This window comes from Mesorhizobium sp. M0870 (assembly GCF_040319775.1).
In the GTDB taxonomy this organism is placed as follows: Bacteria; Pseudomonadota; Alphaproteobacteria; order Rhizobiales; family Rhizobiaceae; genus Mesorhizobium.
The window spans coordinates 205,051-218,156 of the sequence record NZ_JAMYOI010000006.1 but is presented as its reverse complement, the minus strand read 5'-3'; the positions used below and the strand labels follow the sequence as shown (position 1 = coordinate 218,156).

Here is a 13,106-nt window from a genome sequence, read left to right as displayed (position 1 = left end):
GCGGGAGCCCACGCTTTCCATTGTGTCTGGAGCCGCGCCGCTAATTCAGTCAAACTGTCTTCCATGGTTGATCGCTTCCCAAGTTGATTCGAAAGGCGAAGATGCCAATGAACGCCAAAACAGCCGCGCTTGCAATTGCCGCAAGCGTTTGCATCGCTGGCTTCGCCTATTCCAGCGGTCACAAGGCCGGTCGGGTGTCTCAACTGAAAGACACAGTCACGGCCTACAACCGCCGCATGGGGATTGACGACAACGCTAACAGCCTCGGCCGCGTCGATCTCTGCCTGGAGCTTGGTGGCCTACTTGATGAGTGCGAGCGGCTAGACCGCTGATCTGCTCAACCGGCTGATCTTTCAGCCCTCCCGCCTTCAATGCAAAACTCAACAGCTGCCCAGCAGGGCGGAAAGGTACTAGCCATGGATCGCAACTTTGCGCGAGCACTTGCGCTCGTTTTGAAATCGGAAGGGCTATGGTCGGACAATCCGGCAGACCCAGGCGGCGCGACGATGAAGGGCGTCACGCTCGCCAACTTCCGCCGCTATGTGAAAGCAGATGCTACCAAGGCAGATCTGCGCAAGATCACTGATGCCCAGGTGGCGACGGTTTATCGCCGGTTCTATTGGGATGCGACTGCCGGTGCTCTGCTTCCTGGCGGCGTCGACTACGCCGTTTTTGATTTCGCCGTAAACAGCGGCCCGGGTCGGGCGGCCAAGTACCTTCAGGCGGTTGTAGGGGTCAGGCAGGACGGTCGCATCGGCCCGGCCACTATTGCAGCCGTGAAGGCCAAGCCGGCCGGCGTAGTTATCGACGCGCTGTGCGACAATCGCCTAGGCTTCCTGAAGCGTCTCGCGACATGGAAAACCTTCGGCCGGGGCTGGTCCGACCGGGTCAAGTCGGTGCGCGCCGAAGCGCTGAAGCTGTCAGCATTGCCCGATACACCGCCGCCGGTGACCGTTGAGGTGAAGGTGCCGGTCGACAAACCTGTTGTCCCTGAGAAGGTCGAACAGAAGGTCAAGGAGAAATCCGGTTTCCTGTCCTGGTTGACCGGCCTCTTCGGCTCCGGCGCCATCGGCCTCGGCTGGCTGGCCGGCATGGACTGGCAGGCAGTGCTGGCAGGTGGCGTCGTGCTGCTGGTGTTCCTGTTGGTCTTGCTCCTGCTTCGCTCGCAGATTGTCGCGGCAGTGCGTCAGATCAAGGCTGAGGTGGCCGGCTGATGGGCGCGATAGCTCTCGCTCTGCTCGGGCAGGTTTGGCCGTATCTCCTCGCTGGCGCGGCCGCGATCGCCGGTCTCTGGACTGCCTATGGCAAAGGCAAGGCAAAGAACCAGGCGAAGCACGACGCTGCAGACGCTGCGGCGCGCACCGAAGGACAGAAGATCGATGATGCCGTTGCCGGCCGTGCACCGGCCGACAATCGAGGGAGGCTGGCCAAATGGTCAAGGCAATAGCTTGGATATTCTTCGTTGCGCTCGCCGGCTGCACCACGGTCGCGGGTTCATTTTGCGCAATTGAGCACCCCATCCGATTGACGAAGGCGGAAGTTGAGACGCTCTCGGATGCCTCGATAACCGCAATACTGGCGCACAATGAAAAGGGCGCAAAGCTCTGCGGTTGGAAAGCCTGATATGGCAACTACGGACAAGAGCCTGGAAATGATGATCGGCGGGCTCTTGGAAGCCACGCAGAACATGCAGCGCGACATCACGGAGATCCGGCGCGACATCAAGGACAGCGATTCCCGCGCCGCCCTGAGCTACGAGCAATCCGAACAGCGCGCGGCTGCCAGTCGATCGAAGATGTACGCCAAGACCGACGAGCTGGTTGACAGGGTGGCGGCAACCGAAACCGCCGTGAGCAAGCTTAACGACGACATGACGGGCGTGAAGGCCGTGACTGCCGAGGTAACCAGGTGGAAGCTCATGGGGCTTGGTGCTCTGGGTGTCACCGGCATGGCGGCGGCCGCCTTGGCATCCCTGGTCACAGCGTATTGGTCTGACATTTGGCGCGTGTTGCGGGGTGGGTGACAGCATTGATAGCCGACCCAGCGTGTCGGGCCATTTTTACGGCCGTCCTCGTCAAATTCTGATTCTCAAATATTTAACCACACCCTGCAATTCTGTTGTCGGGGACAAAAGTTATGAATGAGCTTCACTTCGGCGATAATCTTGATGTTCTGCGCGCCATGGCAGCAGAGTCAGTAGATCTGATCTACCTAGATCCGCCTTTCAATTCCAATGCAAATTATAATGTTCTTTATGGAACGAAACGGGGCGGGCCCTCCCAAGCTCAGTCCCATGCGTTTGAAGACACATGGAAATGGGGACGCGATGCGCAGCGGGCAATTGACGAAACGGCAGAGAGACATCTTGAAGCCGGGGCTCTCCTAGACGCGTTCCAAAGGGTTTTTGGCAACAGCAACATGATGGCGTATTTGGCCATGATGACCGTGCGATTGATCGAGATGCGTCGCGTGCTGAATTCGTCGGGTTCGCTCTATTTGCATTGTGACCCAACAGCGAGCCACTACCTGAAATTGATCCTTGATGCGATTTTTGGACCGGACCGATTCCAGAACGAAATTATCTGGAAGAGACACAGTGCACACAACAGCGCGAAACGCTACGGACCGGTTCACGACGTGCTGTTTTTCTACAGCAAGAGCAACGCATTTACGTGGACGAACCCGCGCACCGATTATGCCGAGGACTACCTTGACAAATATTATAAGTATCAGGATGGGGACGGCCGCCTATATTGGCGCAATAGTCTGACTGCCGCCGGCACTCGCCAAGGCTCGTCTGGCCAAGCTTGGCGTGGGTATGACCCGGCAGCCAAGGGTGCGCATTGGAAGTTTACCACCGACAATCTTGAGGCTCTTGACGCCGCGAGCAAGCTCTATTGGCCGCCGGGTGGCGGCTGGCCGCAGATCAAGAGATATCGCGACGAATTGAAGGGGTTGGTAGTCAGTGACATCTGGGATGACATCGATAAGATCAACCCTGCCGGCAATGAACGTCTAGGCTACTCGACACAAAAGCCGCTAGCGCTTTTGGAGCGCATAATCTTGGCATCGTCCAACAAAGGTGACGTTGTTTTAGATCCATTTTGCGGGTGCGGAACCGCGGTTGAGGCCTCAGAGAAATTGGGGAGAAGATGGATCGGCATTGACGTGACCTATCTCGCAATTCACGTAATTGAAGGGCGGCTCGTCAAGTCGTTTGGTGCGAAGATCAAGGATAGGTACAAAATCTTTGGGCGGCCAAGGGACGCAAATGATGCGAGAGCACTAGCAGGTCGAGATTGGTTGGAGTTTCAAAAGTGGGCCGTTTTCTCTCTCGGCGGCATTCCTAAGGATCGCCCGGGCGCAGACGGTGGGATTGACGGGATCATACGGTATCACCGAGTCGGTATTGAGCAGCCAAATCGAGCCGTTGTTTCCGTGAAGGGCGGGCTGCATGTGGGCGTCGATGCCATCCACAAACTTAAATCTGTTGTGCAGCGCGAAGGCGCAGAGATCGGTGTTCTGGTATGTCTTGACCCTCCAACTCCGGCGATGGTCAAAGAAGCCGCTTCGGAACGAGACGTCGGTCCGGCCTCTAAACGCGTTCCCAAATTGCAAATTCTTACCGTCGATATGCTCTTTCGAGCCAATCCTGTAGATCTGCCAGGCATGATCGATATGCCTGAGGCTGGGCGGCAACCAGTGTCTTCAGCGCCAAAGAAGTCGCGCAAAAGGGTAGAAGGGCAGACAGAAATGTTGTTCCCGATCGATGGCAAGCAAGCTAGCGAGCCATCTAGCCGAGCATCAAAGAACCGCCCGATTCGAGCCGTTGAGGTCGAAGTAACTCGCTCTGACAACAGAAAGGCGAAGGCCTAATCGCTTACGCGCCACAGGCAACAATCCCTTCTGCGCGCTGGTCGAGCACCCCTCGGCCGGGCCCGCATTGTCCCCAAGCGTGCGGGCCCACCTCTCACGTATTAGAGCTTGGCGGGACATCCGCCCGTCCCGTCCCGCAATGGGACAATTGCTTTGGCACGGTGTTTGCAACGCGCCGAGTTGGCAGGGGTCACAAACGCCCCGGCAAGTCCCGTCATCCCTTGGGGCGGCTCGCCGCCGCCGTGAATGGGGCGGCGGGCTTTTTCCTTGTGAACGAAAGGTCATTCCGGGAGTTGGTTCAAAGGAGGAGCCAATGAAAAAGGATGGCGATGGACGTGTGGACGAGGGCAATCAGCAACTGCTTGCCCGACGTTTGTCTGAAGAAGTTGGCATTTCAGAACCTGATGCACGCGGTCTGATCAAGCTTATCGGCACGGACTGGAATTCGCTGTTGCGCGAAGCTCGGTTTTTGAAGGAACGTCATTAGAGTCCGCCGCCTATTGGGGCGCCGGCGGCGGACTTGTTTAAGCGGCTACATCCTTGGGGAATCGACCGCTCATAGGGTTAATGTGCCACCTGGAGGCCTGTTCCATAAGATTTTCGTTTTGGAAGACATAGGCCATCAGGCGTAATTGGTAGCAATTCCATTGTGCAGTATCATATGGGGCCTGGTCATTAGGCCCACCCTCGTGTCCAGCTCTGGTCGGCACGGTCACTCAACTCGATGCTTCGGCTGCTTGGTCGTGTCGACTACTGCCCGATGTTGCTTGATTGCGCGGCGCCAAGAAGCTGGAGGCGGCGCGTCAATTCAATCGGCTGGGAGCGCCCAAGTCGTAGCGGGCCAGGAAAGCAGCTATTTCTTCTATCGTCTTCATGTCAGGATAGGCTGTCAGGGCTTCGGTCACGTTGTCGCCGGCCTCATTCAGCATCGGGACCAACATAAAATCCTTGAAACGGACCGAGCCTTCGGTCGAGATCACAAATAGAAAGCCGGAGAACGCGACGTTTAGCTCTTCCTCAATCTGCATTTGGAATAGCGGATTGTCGAACCTGGCGCCGATCGGGGGCACGACGAGGAACGTCCGGCAAGGTGTGTTTTCGATCATCTGATTTCCCCCTGTCGCAACATTCTCCCGGCAGCCACGCCGCGCAAACCACTCTTGTCGCTATGGTTTAGAAATCATTGCGGCCGGGAGCTTATCCACAGGCGGGCGGCCGTTCGCTAAAATTGTCGGCTTCCGGTTAAGGTCTCGATCACCGGCCAGGCGCATCGTTCGCGAGGGTCGAAAGCCTCCCCGCCCAGACACCACCAACCCCGCTCTGAAGCCCGCTGCCAAAGCCTCCCGCCCAGGCAGCGGGTTCTTCTTGGGCGCTGATGGGCTCGTGTATATCTAGCAGCCTCGCCACGTGCTGGAACATCAATCGTCGGTAACCAGCCTAGGCCCAAGGGGTTGGTGGCCCGGCTCCTCATGCCAGATGACTTGCCGTAGGTCGCGCATGTCCACCTTCTGCCCGCACGTGGGGCAGGTGTAGAAATTCTCCCGCTCCTCGGCTGGCTCGCCGCCGTGCTGCTTGCCGGGGATGGGGGCTCCAAGGTCTGACAGCTTGGTCATTTACTGCCCAGAGCTTTTGCTTCTCGTTCCAGCGTCTCCCGGTCGTTGCCGTACTTTTCGATGAGTTCCCGCACCTCGGGGATCGTAAGCTGAAACTTGCTGGCGAGATAACCGACCTCATATTCTTCGTCGCCTGATACCCGGTCCCGGTCGCGGAAATCACGCTTGCTCTTGTCGTCTGGCATGGTTGTTCCTCCTGGGGTTGTTGATCCGCAACGCGCACCGGTCCGCATTGTTCATCCCTTCTGGAACTATTTTAGCTAAAGCTGATTGATCGCGGGTGTGGGTCAGTTCATGCGTCTGAAGTTCATCAAGCCGATGGAGCCGGAGCTTGTCGATAACCCGCCGGAGGGTGACGACTGGATTCACGAAATAAAGTTCGACGGCTACCGCACGCAGCTCATCAAGGACGAAGACGGCATCCGCGTGCTGACCAGGAGAGGGTACGACTGGACCGAACGCTACCAGATCCTTGCCGACCAGGCCGCCGCGATCGAGGCCGACGACTTCATCATCGAAGGCGAGGCCATTGTGGTCGACGCGGCTGGACGTTCCGATTTTCATGCATTGCAGTCGGCGGTCAGCAGCCGCGAGACCTATCAGGACTATTATCTCGTCGCCTTCGATTTGCTGCACCTAAACAGACACGACCTGCGCAGCATGCCGCTCGAGGATCGGCGCGAGATCCTGGAGGGAATGATCGAGGCCGGCGGCCGCATCCAATTCAGCGAGGCGATGCCCGGCACGGGTGACGCCGTTTACTACGTCGCGGACCAGACTGGGCAGGAAGGCATCGTCTCGAAGCGCCGGGACAGTCTCTATCGCAGCGGCCCGACGATGAACTGGCGAAAGATCAAGTGCTATGATGAAAAGGAGATGGACATCATCGGCGTCCAGCGTGACCCGGGGCAAGCCGCAAGGGTGCTGATGGCTGACAACGGCCGCTATCTCGGCACCGCCAACGTCAATTTCAAATTCGACAAACGCAAGCACCTCTGGGACCGCGTGCAGGGCAAGGTGGGCGGCCCTGTGCCGAAAGGCCTGAAGAGAGACAAGGCGGAATGGCTGAAGCCGGGTCTTGTCGGCCGCGTGAAGTTCCTGAAAGGTGAGGAGCAACTACGCCACGCGAAGCTGCTCGATTACCGGGAGGAGGAATAATGGCGGTCGCCAAGAAAGACCAGGAGCGCATCACCTATGCCTGGATGTATGGCGCCCAAGCGCGCAAGGACGGTAAGGAGCGCTCAGTGCCGGAGTATTGGGAAGAACAGGCCGACGCTTGGCTGCAGGGTTTTGATGACCTTCCTTTGGCCGACGCAGGCAAGGTCAAGCCTGTCAGTGATCAGATGGAAGCGGAAGTTGATGAGGCCGGCGTCACCGAGCATTAGAGCGGCTTGCCGGCGCGCATCATGGCCCGCGCAATCGCGAGCTGCGTTTCCGTCCTGGCGTTCTCTTTCTGCGTCATGTTGTCGGCGGCGATGAGCCGTTTCAACGACCTCATGATTTCGCCTCGCGTCCATCCCGCTTCCAGCATGCAATCGACGATTGCCTGAAATCCGGGCTCCATTGCCTCCTGGCAGTCTATGGCCCGGTCCTGATATTCGTCCTGTCTCTTGGGCGGATTGATCATGCGCTGCGTTCTCAGTTGGCGGGGCCTTTGGGCTTCGTCTCGGATGTAGATCCGTCGAGAAGATCGAGAAATGAGTGGATCGCCTTCACCATCATCCGCGCGCCGCTTTCGCTCAGAGTGAAGGATCGCTTCCCCTCGGCGGTCAACAGCCCGACCAGGCAGACCTTGGGATTGTCGCGGTCATCAATGTCGATTGTGACACCCGATACCGCTGGCAGCATCACGTCCTTTGACTTCTTCGGCATAACTACGACAGCCTTGACTCGTTCTCACTCCGTTCCCATTTTGGGCGGGCCTCGATCCTTGTCAATGAGACGACCCTAAAATGTGTGGACGCGTTTTCGTAAAATCGACAATCCCGGACATGGTGCGGCGCTTCGAGTTCGCGCACCCTGGCGACATCGAGCGCTTGGGCAACGGGTTCCCGATCTGGAACGGGGCGCCCAGCCTGACCTATCCAATCATTATCCGGGAAGAACTTTCCACGAGCATGGCCGGTTTCGTTTCTGCGAAGTGGGGACTTGTTCCCGGCTGGGCGCGCGATGGCGGTGGCCGTCCGCCGCCTGTCAATGCGCGCTGCGAAACCATTGCCAGCAATGGACTGTTCCGAAAGGCATATGCCGCGCGCCGCTGCCTGGTGCCTGTCGACGGCTATTTCGAATGGCAAAAGCTCGACCCTTCGGGCAAGAAAAAACAGCCTTACGCTATCGCCATGAAGGATGACGATCCTTTTGCCATGGCTGGAATCTGGGAAGAATATGCCGACAAGGCGACCGGCGAGTTGATCCGGACCTTCGCTGTCGTCACCTGCGAGCCAAATACCTTGATGGCGACGATCCATGATCGCATGCCGGTTATTCTGGCGCCGGCCGATTACATGCGCTGGCTCGGGCCGGAAACAGATCCTCGCGACCTCATGAAGCCCTATCCATCCGACCTCATGAAGATGTGGCCGATCGACAGCAAGGTCGGGAAACCGAGCAACAACACGCCCGACATCATCGACGAGATCGGTTTGGGGCCGACCGATTTGTTCGACGTCTAGACATACTGATCGCCGTCGCCGCGGTGCTCATAGCAGAACCAATGTGATTCCCGGCGCGGCCGGGCAAATCCCCAGCCGGCGACCTTGCCACAGCCGTCACGCTCACATGTGTGGCCAAGCACCTTCACGCGGCCGCGCTGTGCTGGCGTCATGCCTTCGGCTAGTCTCGCTGGTTCGTCGCTCATGGCAGAAAGATTCCACAGTCAGACTTGACGGGCAAGGAAAATGTTCCTTTTCTGTTCTCATGGCACACGAACCGATCGACACGCTGGGCAAAGCGACCCGGCACAACATGCTTGTGAAGGCGGAATGCAGTTGCGGCAATGTCCGCTACATCAGGTCCGCCGATTTGATGATGGTCTACGGGCGGCGGTGTCGACCCGCTATCGCTTAAGTTCGATTGCAGCCGGTGCAAACCGCAGATCAAGATCACGCTGCTGGAGGTGCATCCGGAGCACCTGCCGAAGCGCCTGGTGATCCACAAGCCGATGAAGATAGATGGCAAGATCCACTGGCACACCGAACGCTTCCGGGGGTGACAAAGACACTCGCCGATACCTTGGCGGCCCGCGAAACCGTCTATGTGAATTGCGGTCACGCCATGTGCTGCAAATCAACAAGGCTCGACATCCGGGCGTTGATAGACAGGCTTGGTCCTGGCCACGGCTCGATGCATTGGGATCTTGTCGGACTCTTCGCATGCTCGGATTGCAAGGCAGCAGGGCGCGACCGACGACCGGTGTTCTTCACATGCATTCCTGACTATGCAGGCCAGCAGCGGGAGCGAAATCGCGACTGGAAACCGACATTCGATCGGGACAAGCCGGCTTGAAGGAACATTAGCCACTTCTAACTATTTATGCTCGCGGCAAGCGATGCTCACCCCATCACTGCCGAAGATCGGGACCTTCACCGGCCTCCCGATCGGCCCGCGCCTCCCGCAAGTGGCGCGGGCTTCCGCTGCATCTACGAAGGCTTAAGCGCTGCCGTCCGTCTCGCTTTCCTCGTCGATCATCCGTACTGGCAGATAGGCATTCGTTTCCAGCCACTCACGCAATACAATCTGAATGAGATCCGACCGGCCGATCTTCATCTCGGCGGCGATGGAATTCAGCGCATCTTCCGTCGCGGGCTCCAGCGGCACACCAGCGGCGTTCCGGAGCATCAGGGCGGCACGCCGAAGGATGATCTGCAGCTCCGGTCGCGACATGTCCGCGATGCGGTCGGCGGCGCTCTCAAGCACTTCGGCGATGGATATGCGGCTCATCTGAAACCCAAATCACCTTTTGTTTCTGTCACTCAATTCCCGTCGACTTTTCCCGCCCTGTGGAAGTCGGAAGGTTCTGCAAAAACGCAATGCACTGGCAGGGATCATGCGGCAGACTATCGAAGCGGCGGGTGAATGGAACCGGAGATAACGATGGACGGTAACTCCCCTACTTTCCGTCGCGCTCGTATTGTACGGCGCGATGAAGCTTGGCTGATGGTCGAAGGCGAATTGCTCAGGAAACACTGGCCAGATATTCAGCTTCTGCGCAAACATCTACCTCACCGGAGCGAGCTCGCCATAAGACACATGGCAAAGCGATGCGGTCTGATCGCCGACAAAATACAACATATCTGGACCATGGCTCAGGATTCCAAACTGCGTCGGTTTGCTGCTGAAGGACGGGATCGGAAAACAATAGCCCAGGAGTTGGGGCTCACCGTCGCGCAGGTTGCCAACCGTCTCCTTTATAAGAAGATCAATATCGCCAAGATGCCGCCGGTTCCAACAGGAGACCATCTCGTTGACGCCATTAAACGGCGAGCCTTTGATTTGAGAATCTCGACGATCGACCTGGACCGATCCCTCGGCAATAGGAGGGTCTTCCGAAATGCTTCAAAGAGAAAAAGCGTAGCACCAGCTCGCATCCACCAAGCCGTGCGTGCTCTCGGCGGAAGGCTCGTTATCGAATGGGCCGACGAATGAGCGCGTTCTTTCGGCGTCGGATCGAGGTTACCATTGAGCACATGATAAGTTTGCTGGACGAAATGGATTGCGATCCAGACTTGGAGGCCGAGCCTGTTGAAGAGCAGCACGATCATGAAGCTGACCCGGCCGAGCGAGGGATCGCAGACAAGGCCGGGCTCACCTTCATCCTGGCCGAAATATCGAAGCGAAAACGTATCTCACGCTTCTGAGCGCATATAGCGCCTCGCCTTCCAATCAAACGACACGCCGGCCGGGGTCTGAAACCCTCGCGCCGGTTTTTTTGTGCCTTCATGCCTGGCCTGCTGGCGCTTAGCTTTCCTGATCCTTGGCAAGTCCTGGGTGTGGGTCTTGATCTCCGCGCATTTGAAATGAGCCGGGCCGCAGTTGGTGTTGACGTCCGGCCCTAGCAGGGCAAGGGCGCGCCTGTGTTCGATAATCCACCGGTCGCTGTGACGGTGCACCGGCTCGCCGCAGTTGCAGCAGGGCGCAACATTGTGGGCGGTGGCATGCTCGGTGAAGATGGCTTGCCGGCGCTTCGGCGACATCGGCCGGCGCGGCGTCGACGCTGGCACTTCTATGGCCTTGTCGCGGTGCTTGATCCTGATCATTTAGTTGTGTCCGTAACCGTCCCCTATTAAATATTCGGGGACGGTTACCGTGTCAATAACAGGGGACGCTTTCTAATGACTTTGACAAGCGCTGAGGTCGCCGCTACCCCTTCGCGAATGGGAAGACCGCCGCTCAATGTGAAAGAGACCAAGGTGCGACTGACCGATGAACAACGGCAACGCATTGAGGCAATCGTAGGAAAGAACCGAATGGCCGCGTTCATCCGGGATGCAATTGAACACGAATTGGAGCGGCGAGAAGCCGGAACATCGAAGTGAAGCACTGGCTAGGCTTCATCTCCTGCCATTGAGGGAAGCTCGATTGCGGTGACGGCACAGAAACGGCACAGAAACCTTCGAATGTTTTTGCTCTGTTCCCGCTCTGTTGGCGTATATTCGCCAATGAAAACAGACAAAGCACTGCATTGACATTGCAGGGGTCACAGGTTCAATCCCTGTCACGCCCACCATCCAACCAGACGATCAGACTTGAATCGGCATCCTGGCCCGCTCGCCCGAGCTGGACAATTTTCGTTCGCCCAAGGGAAGCTGGACACTGGCGAGTTTTTCGAGCGCAACGCGCCCGTCCCGGCGTTTGACCGGAACGGGCCGCACTCGATCAGATCATTGCGGCGCTGGATCAGGCGTATTTCCCGGCCTGTCGCCGCCGCCCTTGCCTTCGCGACAAGGCTCTCCGAGACCGCAGCATTTGCCGTTGTAGGTGACGCCAGGCTTCAGCTTGTCGCATTCCCTGGGAGCGGTTGTCTTGCAGCCGGCCAGCACCGAAACGGCGATAGCGGCCAAAAGGACGTTTCTTGAAACAGTAAACATCAGACGTTCTCCTTGATGGACCATGTTTGGACACATCGCTTGGTCGCGCCTCGAGAGAAATTGGTTCACAAGAAAATTGGTGACGCGAAAACCACCCTCGCGGTCGTTCGACAGCGGAAACACCTGGGCAGGCGCAGCAATCGCGTGGCGACGCGTCCTCTTCGACCGGTCAGCCTTTCCGCGCTTCAGATGCCCGCGACGGTGCAAAGGCTCTTCATTCTGGCTACCGCCAGATCGGGATCAGCGAGCAATCCTGCCTGGTCGGCAAGGCGGAACACGTCGGCATAGTGACGGATGCCGCGCGCCGACTGCATGCCGCCGACCATCGCAAAATGGTCCTGATGGCCATTCAGCCAGGCCATGAAGACGATGCCGGCCTTGTAGTACTCGGTCGGCGCCTCGAAGATTTTTCGCGATAGCGGCACGGTCGGCGCCATCAATGTGTCATAGCCGGCGCGGTCACCCTCCGCCAGTTTCGCCAGCGCTGCATTGGCGACCGGCGCAATCGCATCGAAAATACCGAGCAGTGCGTGCGAGTGTCTTTTCTCGTCGCCGGCGATCAGTTCGGGATAATTGAAATCGTCGCCAGTGAACATGACGACGCCGTCCGGCAGACGGTTCCTCAGCGCGACCTCCTTGCCGGCATCGAGCAGTGAGATTTTTATCCCCTCCACCTTGCCAACGTGGCGTTCGATGATGGCAACAACTGTATCGAGAGCAGTCTCGAAATTCTCGCTGCCCCAATAGCCCCTGAGCGCCGGATCGAACATGTCGCCCAGCCAGTGCAGGATGACCTTGCCGGATGCTTGGGACAGGATGCGGTCGTAGACGCCGACATAGTCGTCCGGCCCCTTGGCCACTGCCGCCAGTGCCCGGCTGGCCATCATGATCGCCTTGCCGCCCAAGCCTTCGATGAAAGCGAATTGCTGCTCATAGGCGGCGATCACATCGTCCAGCGTCCTGGCGGCGGCGGGCGCCAGATGGTCGGTGCCGGCACCCGAGGCGAGATCGGCGCCATCGACGGTACGCGCCTCGGCGATCGAACGGCGGATCAATTCCTGCGCGCTTGCCCAGTCGAAGCCCATGCCGCGCTGCGACGTGTCCATCGCTTCGGCGATGCGGAATCCCAGCCGCCACAGATGGTGACGGAACGCCATCGTCCTGTCCCAGTCGACCACCGGCCTGGACCACGGATCGGTCATGGCGAGCGGATCGGCAACGACGTGCGCAGCGGCATAGGCAATACGCGAAAATCGCGCGCCGATGTCAGACTGCACCGGTTCGCCGACCAGCGTGTACCGGGTGCTGCCGCCACCCTCACCAGGCAAGGAAATGTCCATCGATCTCTCCCTTCGCAACGCTACTAAATGGAACGTTCCAATAAATCAAGAACCTTTAAGATTCGGGCTCCACGGCAGGAAGAATGCTGCATTGCAACACGAATCCTCGTGGAGCAAGCCATTTGACTACGCACAATCGGCGTTCGAGGCGCGGGAAAATCCCGATTGACTTACGAGCGGAGCGGAGATTA

At 58.3% G+C, this 13,106-nt stretch carries 21 protein-coding genes; 12 read left to right on the top strand and 9 right to left on the bottom strand.

The window, feature by feature from the left end:
* Window positions 1-107 precede the first annotated feature (107 nt).
* From NKH97_RS10215 to NKH97_RS10185, 7 genes are all read left to right on the top strand, one after another.
* Complete coding sequence (locus tag NKH97_RS10215) at window positions 108-332, top strand: hypothetical protein (protein ID WP_352796488.1); 225 nt, start codon at window positions 108-110, stop codon at window positions 330-332.
* An 84-nt stretch (window positions 333-416) separates the two neighbouring features.
* A complete protein-coding gene (locus NKH97_RS10210; RefSeq protein WP_352796485.1) occupies window positions 417-1,214 on the top strand; it encodes a glycoside hydrolase family 108 protein in 798 nt (265 codons plus the stop codon).
* Window positions 1,214-1,447, top strand: coding sequence for a hypothetical protein (locus tag NKH97_RS10205; protein WP_352796482.1), 234 nt, complete (start codon window positions 1,214-1,216; stop codon window positions 1,445-1,447). Before NKH97_RS10210 ends, NKH97_RS10205 begins: the two co-directional genes overlap by 1 nt.
* Entirely contained in the window at window positions 1,432-1,623 is a 192-nt protein-coding gene (locus NKH97_RS10200) for a hypothetical protein (protein WP_352796479.1), read from the top strand. Before NKH97_RS10205 ends, NKH97_RS10200 begins: the two co-directional genes overlap by 16 nt.
* Window position 1,624: 1 nt before the next feature.
* Window positions 1,625-2,023, top strand: a complete 399-nt coding sequence (locus tag NKH97_RS10195) for a DUF1515 family protein (protein WP_352796476.1) — start codon at window positions 1,625-1,627, stop codon at window positions 2,021-2,023.
* Between the two features lie 113 nt (window positions 2,024-2,136).
* Window positions 2,137-3,876 carry a DNA methyltransferase gene (locus tag NKH97_RS10190; RefSeq protein WP_352796473.1) on the top strand — a complete coding sequence of 580 codons (1,740 nt, stop codon included), beginning with the start codon at window positions 2,137-2,139 and terminating at the stop codon, window positions 3,874-3,876.
* A gap of 313 nt (window positions 3,877-4,189) precedes the next feature.
* Complete coding sequence (locus NKH97_RS10185; protein WP_352796470.1) at window positions 4,190-4,363, top strand: hypothetical protein; 174 nt, start codon at window positions 4,190-4,192, stop codon at window positions 4,361-4,363.
* 316 nt (window positions 4,364-4,679) lie between these two features.
* Here NKH97_RS10185 and NKH97_RS10180 read toward each other — a convergent pair whose 3' ends face one another.
* Both NKH97_RS10180 and NKH97_RS10175 read right to left on the bottom strand, forming a co-directional pair.
* Window positions 4,680-4,982: a hypothetical protein gene (locus tag NKH97_RS10180; RefSeq protein ID WP_352796467.1), complete on the bottom strand. Its 303-nt coding sequence runs from the start codon at window positions 4,980-4,982 to the stop codon at window positions 4,680-4,682.
* Window positions 4,983-5,485: 503 nt separating this feature from the next.
* A complete protein-coding gene (locus tag NKH97_RS10175; RefSeq protein ID WP_352796464.1) occupies window positions 5,486-5,674 on the bottom strand; it encodes a DUF3606 domain-containing protein in 189 nt (62 codons plus the stop codon).
* A 109-nt stretch (window positions 5,675-5,783) separates the two neighbouring features.
* On the opposite strand from NKH97_RS10175, the gene NKH97_RS10170 reads away from it, so the two are divergent.
* Window positions 5,784-6,647 (top strand): ATP-dependent DNA ligase, encoded by an 864-nt coding sequence (locus tag NKH97_RS10170; protein WP_352796461.1) that lies wholly within the window; start codon window positions 5,784-5,786, stop codon window positions 6,645-6,647.
* Window positions 6,647-6,874 carry a hypothetical protein gene (locus tag NKH97_RS10165; RefSeq protein WP_352796458.1) on the top strand — a complete coding sequence of 76 codons (228 nt, stop codon included), beginning with the start codon at window positions 6,647-6,649 and terminating at the stop codon, window positions 6,872-6,874. Before NKH97_RS10170 ends, NKH97_RS10165 begins: the two co-directional genes overlap by 1 nt.
* Here the strand turns inward: NKH97_RS10165 and NKH97_RS10160 are convergent.
* Window positions 6,871-7,116 carry a hypothetical protein gene (locus tag NKH97_RS10160; protein WP_352796455.1) on the bottom strand — a complete coding sequence of 82 codons (246 nt, stop codon included), beginning with the start codon at window positions 7,114-7,116 and terminating at the stop codon, window positions 6,871-6,873. The two genes, NKH97_RS10165 and NKH97_RS10160, sit on opposite strands and share 4 nt — an antisense overlap.
* Window positions 7,117-7,127: 11 nt before the next feature.
* A complete protein-coding gene (locus tag NKH97_RS10155) occupies window positions 7,128-7,361 on the bottom strand; it encodes a hypothetical protein (protein WP_352796452.1) in 234 nt (77 codons plus the stop codon).
* Window positions 7,362-7,441: 80 nt separating this feature from the next.
* On the opposite strand from NKH97_RS10155, the gene NKH97_RS10150 reads away from it, so the two are divergent.
* Window positions 7,442-8,161: an SOS response-associated peptidase gene (locus NKH97_RS10150; RefSeq protein WP_352796449.1), complete on the top strand. Its 720-nt coding sequence runs from the start codon at window positions 7,442-7,444 to the stop codon at window positions 8,159-8,161.
* Here NKH97_RS10150 and NKH97_RS10145 read toward each other — a convergent pair.
* A complete protein-coding gene (locus tag NKH97_RS10145) occupies window positions 8,158-8,346 on the bottom strand; it encodes a hypothetical protein (RefSeq protein WP_352796446.1) in 189 nt (62 codons plus the stop codon). The two genes, NKH97_RS10150 and NKH97_RS10145, sit on opposite strands and share 4 nt — an antisense overlap.
* A gap of 791 nt (window positions 8,347-9,137) precedes the next feature.
* Window positions 9,138-9,428 (bottom strand): hypothetical protein, encoded by a 291-nt coding sequence (locus tag NKH97_RS10140; RefSeq protein WP_352796443.1) that lies wholly within the window; start codon window positions 9,426-9,428, stop codon window positions 9,138-9,140.
* A 153-nt stretch (window positions 9,429-9,581) separates the two neighbouring features.
* Here NKH97_RS10140 and NKH97_RS10135 point away from each other — a divergent pair, with 153 nt between their 5' ends.
* Window positions 9,582-10,133 carry a hypothetical protein gene (locus tag NKH97_RS10135; protein WP_352796440.1) on the top strand — a complete coding sequence of 184 codons (552 nt, stop codon included), beginning with the start codon at window positions 9,582-9,584 and terminating at the stop codon, window positions 10,131-10,133.
* Window positions 10,130-10,345, top strand: a complete 216-nt coding sequence (locus NKH97_RS10130; RefSeq protein WP_352796437.1) for a hypothetical protein — start codon at window positions 10,130-10,132, stop codon at window positions 10,343-10,345. The genes NKH97_RS10135 and NKH97_RS10130 overlap by 4 nt, the downstream gene beginning before the upstream one ends.
* On the opposite strand, the gene NKH97_RS10125 is transcribed toward NKH97_RS10130, so the two are convergent.
* The 3 genes from NKH97_RS10125 to NKH97_RS10115 all read right to left on the bottom strand — a co-directional run bounded on the left by NKH97_RS10125 (window position 10,334) and on the right by NKH97_RS10115 (window position 12,915).
* On the bottom strand, window positions 10,334-10,744 hold the full coding sequence (locus NKH97_RS10125) for a hypothetical protein (protein ID WP_352796434.1): 411 nt from the start codon (window positions 10,742-10,744) through the stop codon (window positions 10,334-10,336). The two genes, NKH97_RS10130 and NKH97_RS10125, sit on opposite strands and share 12 nt — an antisense overlap.
* Window positions 10,745-11,368: 624 nt before the next feature.
* Window positions 11,369-11,575 (bottom strand): hypothetical protein, encoded by a 207-nt coding sequence (locus NKH97_RS10120; protein WP_023810079.1) that lies wholly within the window; start codon window positions 11,573-11,575, stop codon window positions 11,369-11,371.
* A gap of 185 nt (window positions 11,576-11,760) precedes the next feature.
* Complete coding sequence (locus NKH97_RS10115) at window positions 11,761-12,915, bottom strand: dihydrodipicolinate synthase family protein (RefSeq protein WP_023810080.1); 1,155 nt, start codon at window positions 12,913-12,915, stop codon at window positions 11,761-11,763.
* Between the last annotated feature and the right edge of the window lie 191 nt (window positions 12,916-13,106).

Excerpts from the sequence above, each read along its gene's own strand:
- NKH97_RS10215 (WP_352796488.1), top strand. The coding sequence starts at position 108 with ATGAACGCCAAAACAGCCGCGCTTGCAATTGCCGCAAGCGTTTGCATC.
- NKH97_RS10210 (WP_352796485.1), top strand. The coding sequence starts at position 417 with ATGGATCGCAACTTTGCGCGAGCACTTGCGCTCGTTTTGAAATCGGAA.
- NKH97_RS10205 (WP_352796482.1), top strand. The coding sequence starts at position 1,214 with ATGGGCGCGATAGCTCTCGCTCTGCTCGGGCAGGTTTGGCCGTATCTC.
- NKH97_RS10200 (WP_352796479.1), top strand. The coding sequence starts at position 1,432 with ATGGTCAAGGCAATAGCTTGGATATTCTTCGTTGCGCTCGCCGGCTGC.
- NKH97_RS10195 (WP_352796476.1), top strand. The coding sequence starts at position 1,625 with ATGGCAACTACGGACAAGAGCCTGGAAATGATGATCGGCGGGCTCTTG.
- NKH97_RS10190 (WP_352796473.1), top strand. The coding sequence starts at position 2,137 with ATGAATGAGCTTCACTTCGGCGATAATCTTGATGTTCTGCGCGCCATG.
- NKH97_RS10185 (WP_352796470.1), top strand. The coding sequence starts at position 4,190 with ATGAAAAAGGATGGCGATGGACGTGTGGACGAGGGCAATCAGCAACTG.
- NKH97_RS10180 (WP_352796467.1), bottom strand. The coding sequence starts at position 4,982 with ATGATCGAAAACACACCTTGCCGGACGTTCCTCGTCGTGCCCCCGATC.
- NKH97_RS10175 (WP_352796464.1), bottom strand. The coding sequence starts at position 5,674 with ATGCCAGACGACAAGAGCAAGCGTGATTTCCGCGACCGGGACCGGGTA.
- NKH97_RS10170 (WP_352796461.1), top strand. The coding sequence starts at position 5,784 with ATGCGTCTGAAGTTCATCAAGCCGATGGAGCCGGAGCTTGTCGATAAC.
- NKH97_RS10165 (WP_352796458.1), top strand. The coding sequence starts at position 6,647 with ATGGCGGTCGCCAAGAAAGACCAGGAGCGCATCACCTATGCCTGGATG.
- NKH97_RS10160 (WP_352796455.1), bottom strand. The coding sequence starts at position 7,116 with ATGATCAATCCGCCCAAGAGACAGGACGAATATCAGGACCGGGCCATA.
- NKH97_RS10155 (WP_352796452.1), bottom strand. The coding sequence starts at position 7,361 with ATGCCGAAGAAGTCAAAGGACGTGATGCTGCCAGCGGTATCGGGTGTC.
- NKH97_RS10150 (WP_352796449.1), top strand. The coding sequence starts at position 7,442 with ATGTGTGGACGCGTTTTCGTAAAATCGACAATCCCGGACATGGTGCGG.
- NKH97_RS10145 (WP_352796446.1), bottom strand. The coding sequence starts at position 8,346 with ATGAGCGACGAACCAGCGAGACTAGCCGAAGGCATGACGCCAGCACAG.
- NKH97_RS10140 (WP_352796443.1), bottom strand. The coding sequence starts at position 9,428 with ATGAGCCGCATATCCATCGCCGAAGTGCTTGAGAGCGCCGCCGACCGC.
- NKH97_RS10135 (WP_352796440.1), top strand. The coding sequence starts at position 9,582 with ATGGACGGTAACTCCCCTACTTTCCGTCGCGCTCGTATTGTACGGCGC.
- NKH97_RS10130 (WP_352796437.1), top strand. The coding sequence starts at position 10,130 with ATGAGCGCGTTCTTTCGGCGTCGGATCGAGGTTACCATTGAGCACATG.
- NKH97_RS10125 (WP_352796434.1), bottom strand. The coding sequence starts at position 10,744 with ATGATCAGGATCAAGCACCGCGACAAGGCCATAGAAGTGCCAGCGTCG.
- NKH97_RS10120 (WP_023810079.1), bottom strand. The coding sequence starts at position 11,575 with ATGTTTACTGTTTCAAGAAACGTCCTTTTGGCCGCTATCGCCGTTTCG.
- NKH97_RS10115 (WP_023810080.1), bottom strand. The coding sequence starts at position 12,915 with ATGGACATTTCCTTGCCTGGTGAGGGTGGCGGCAGCACCCGGTACACG.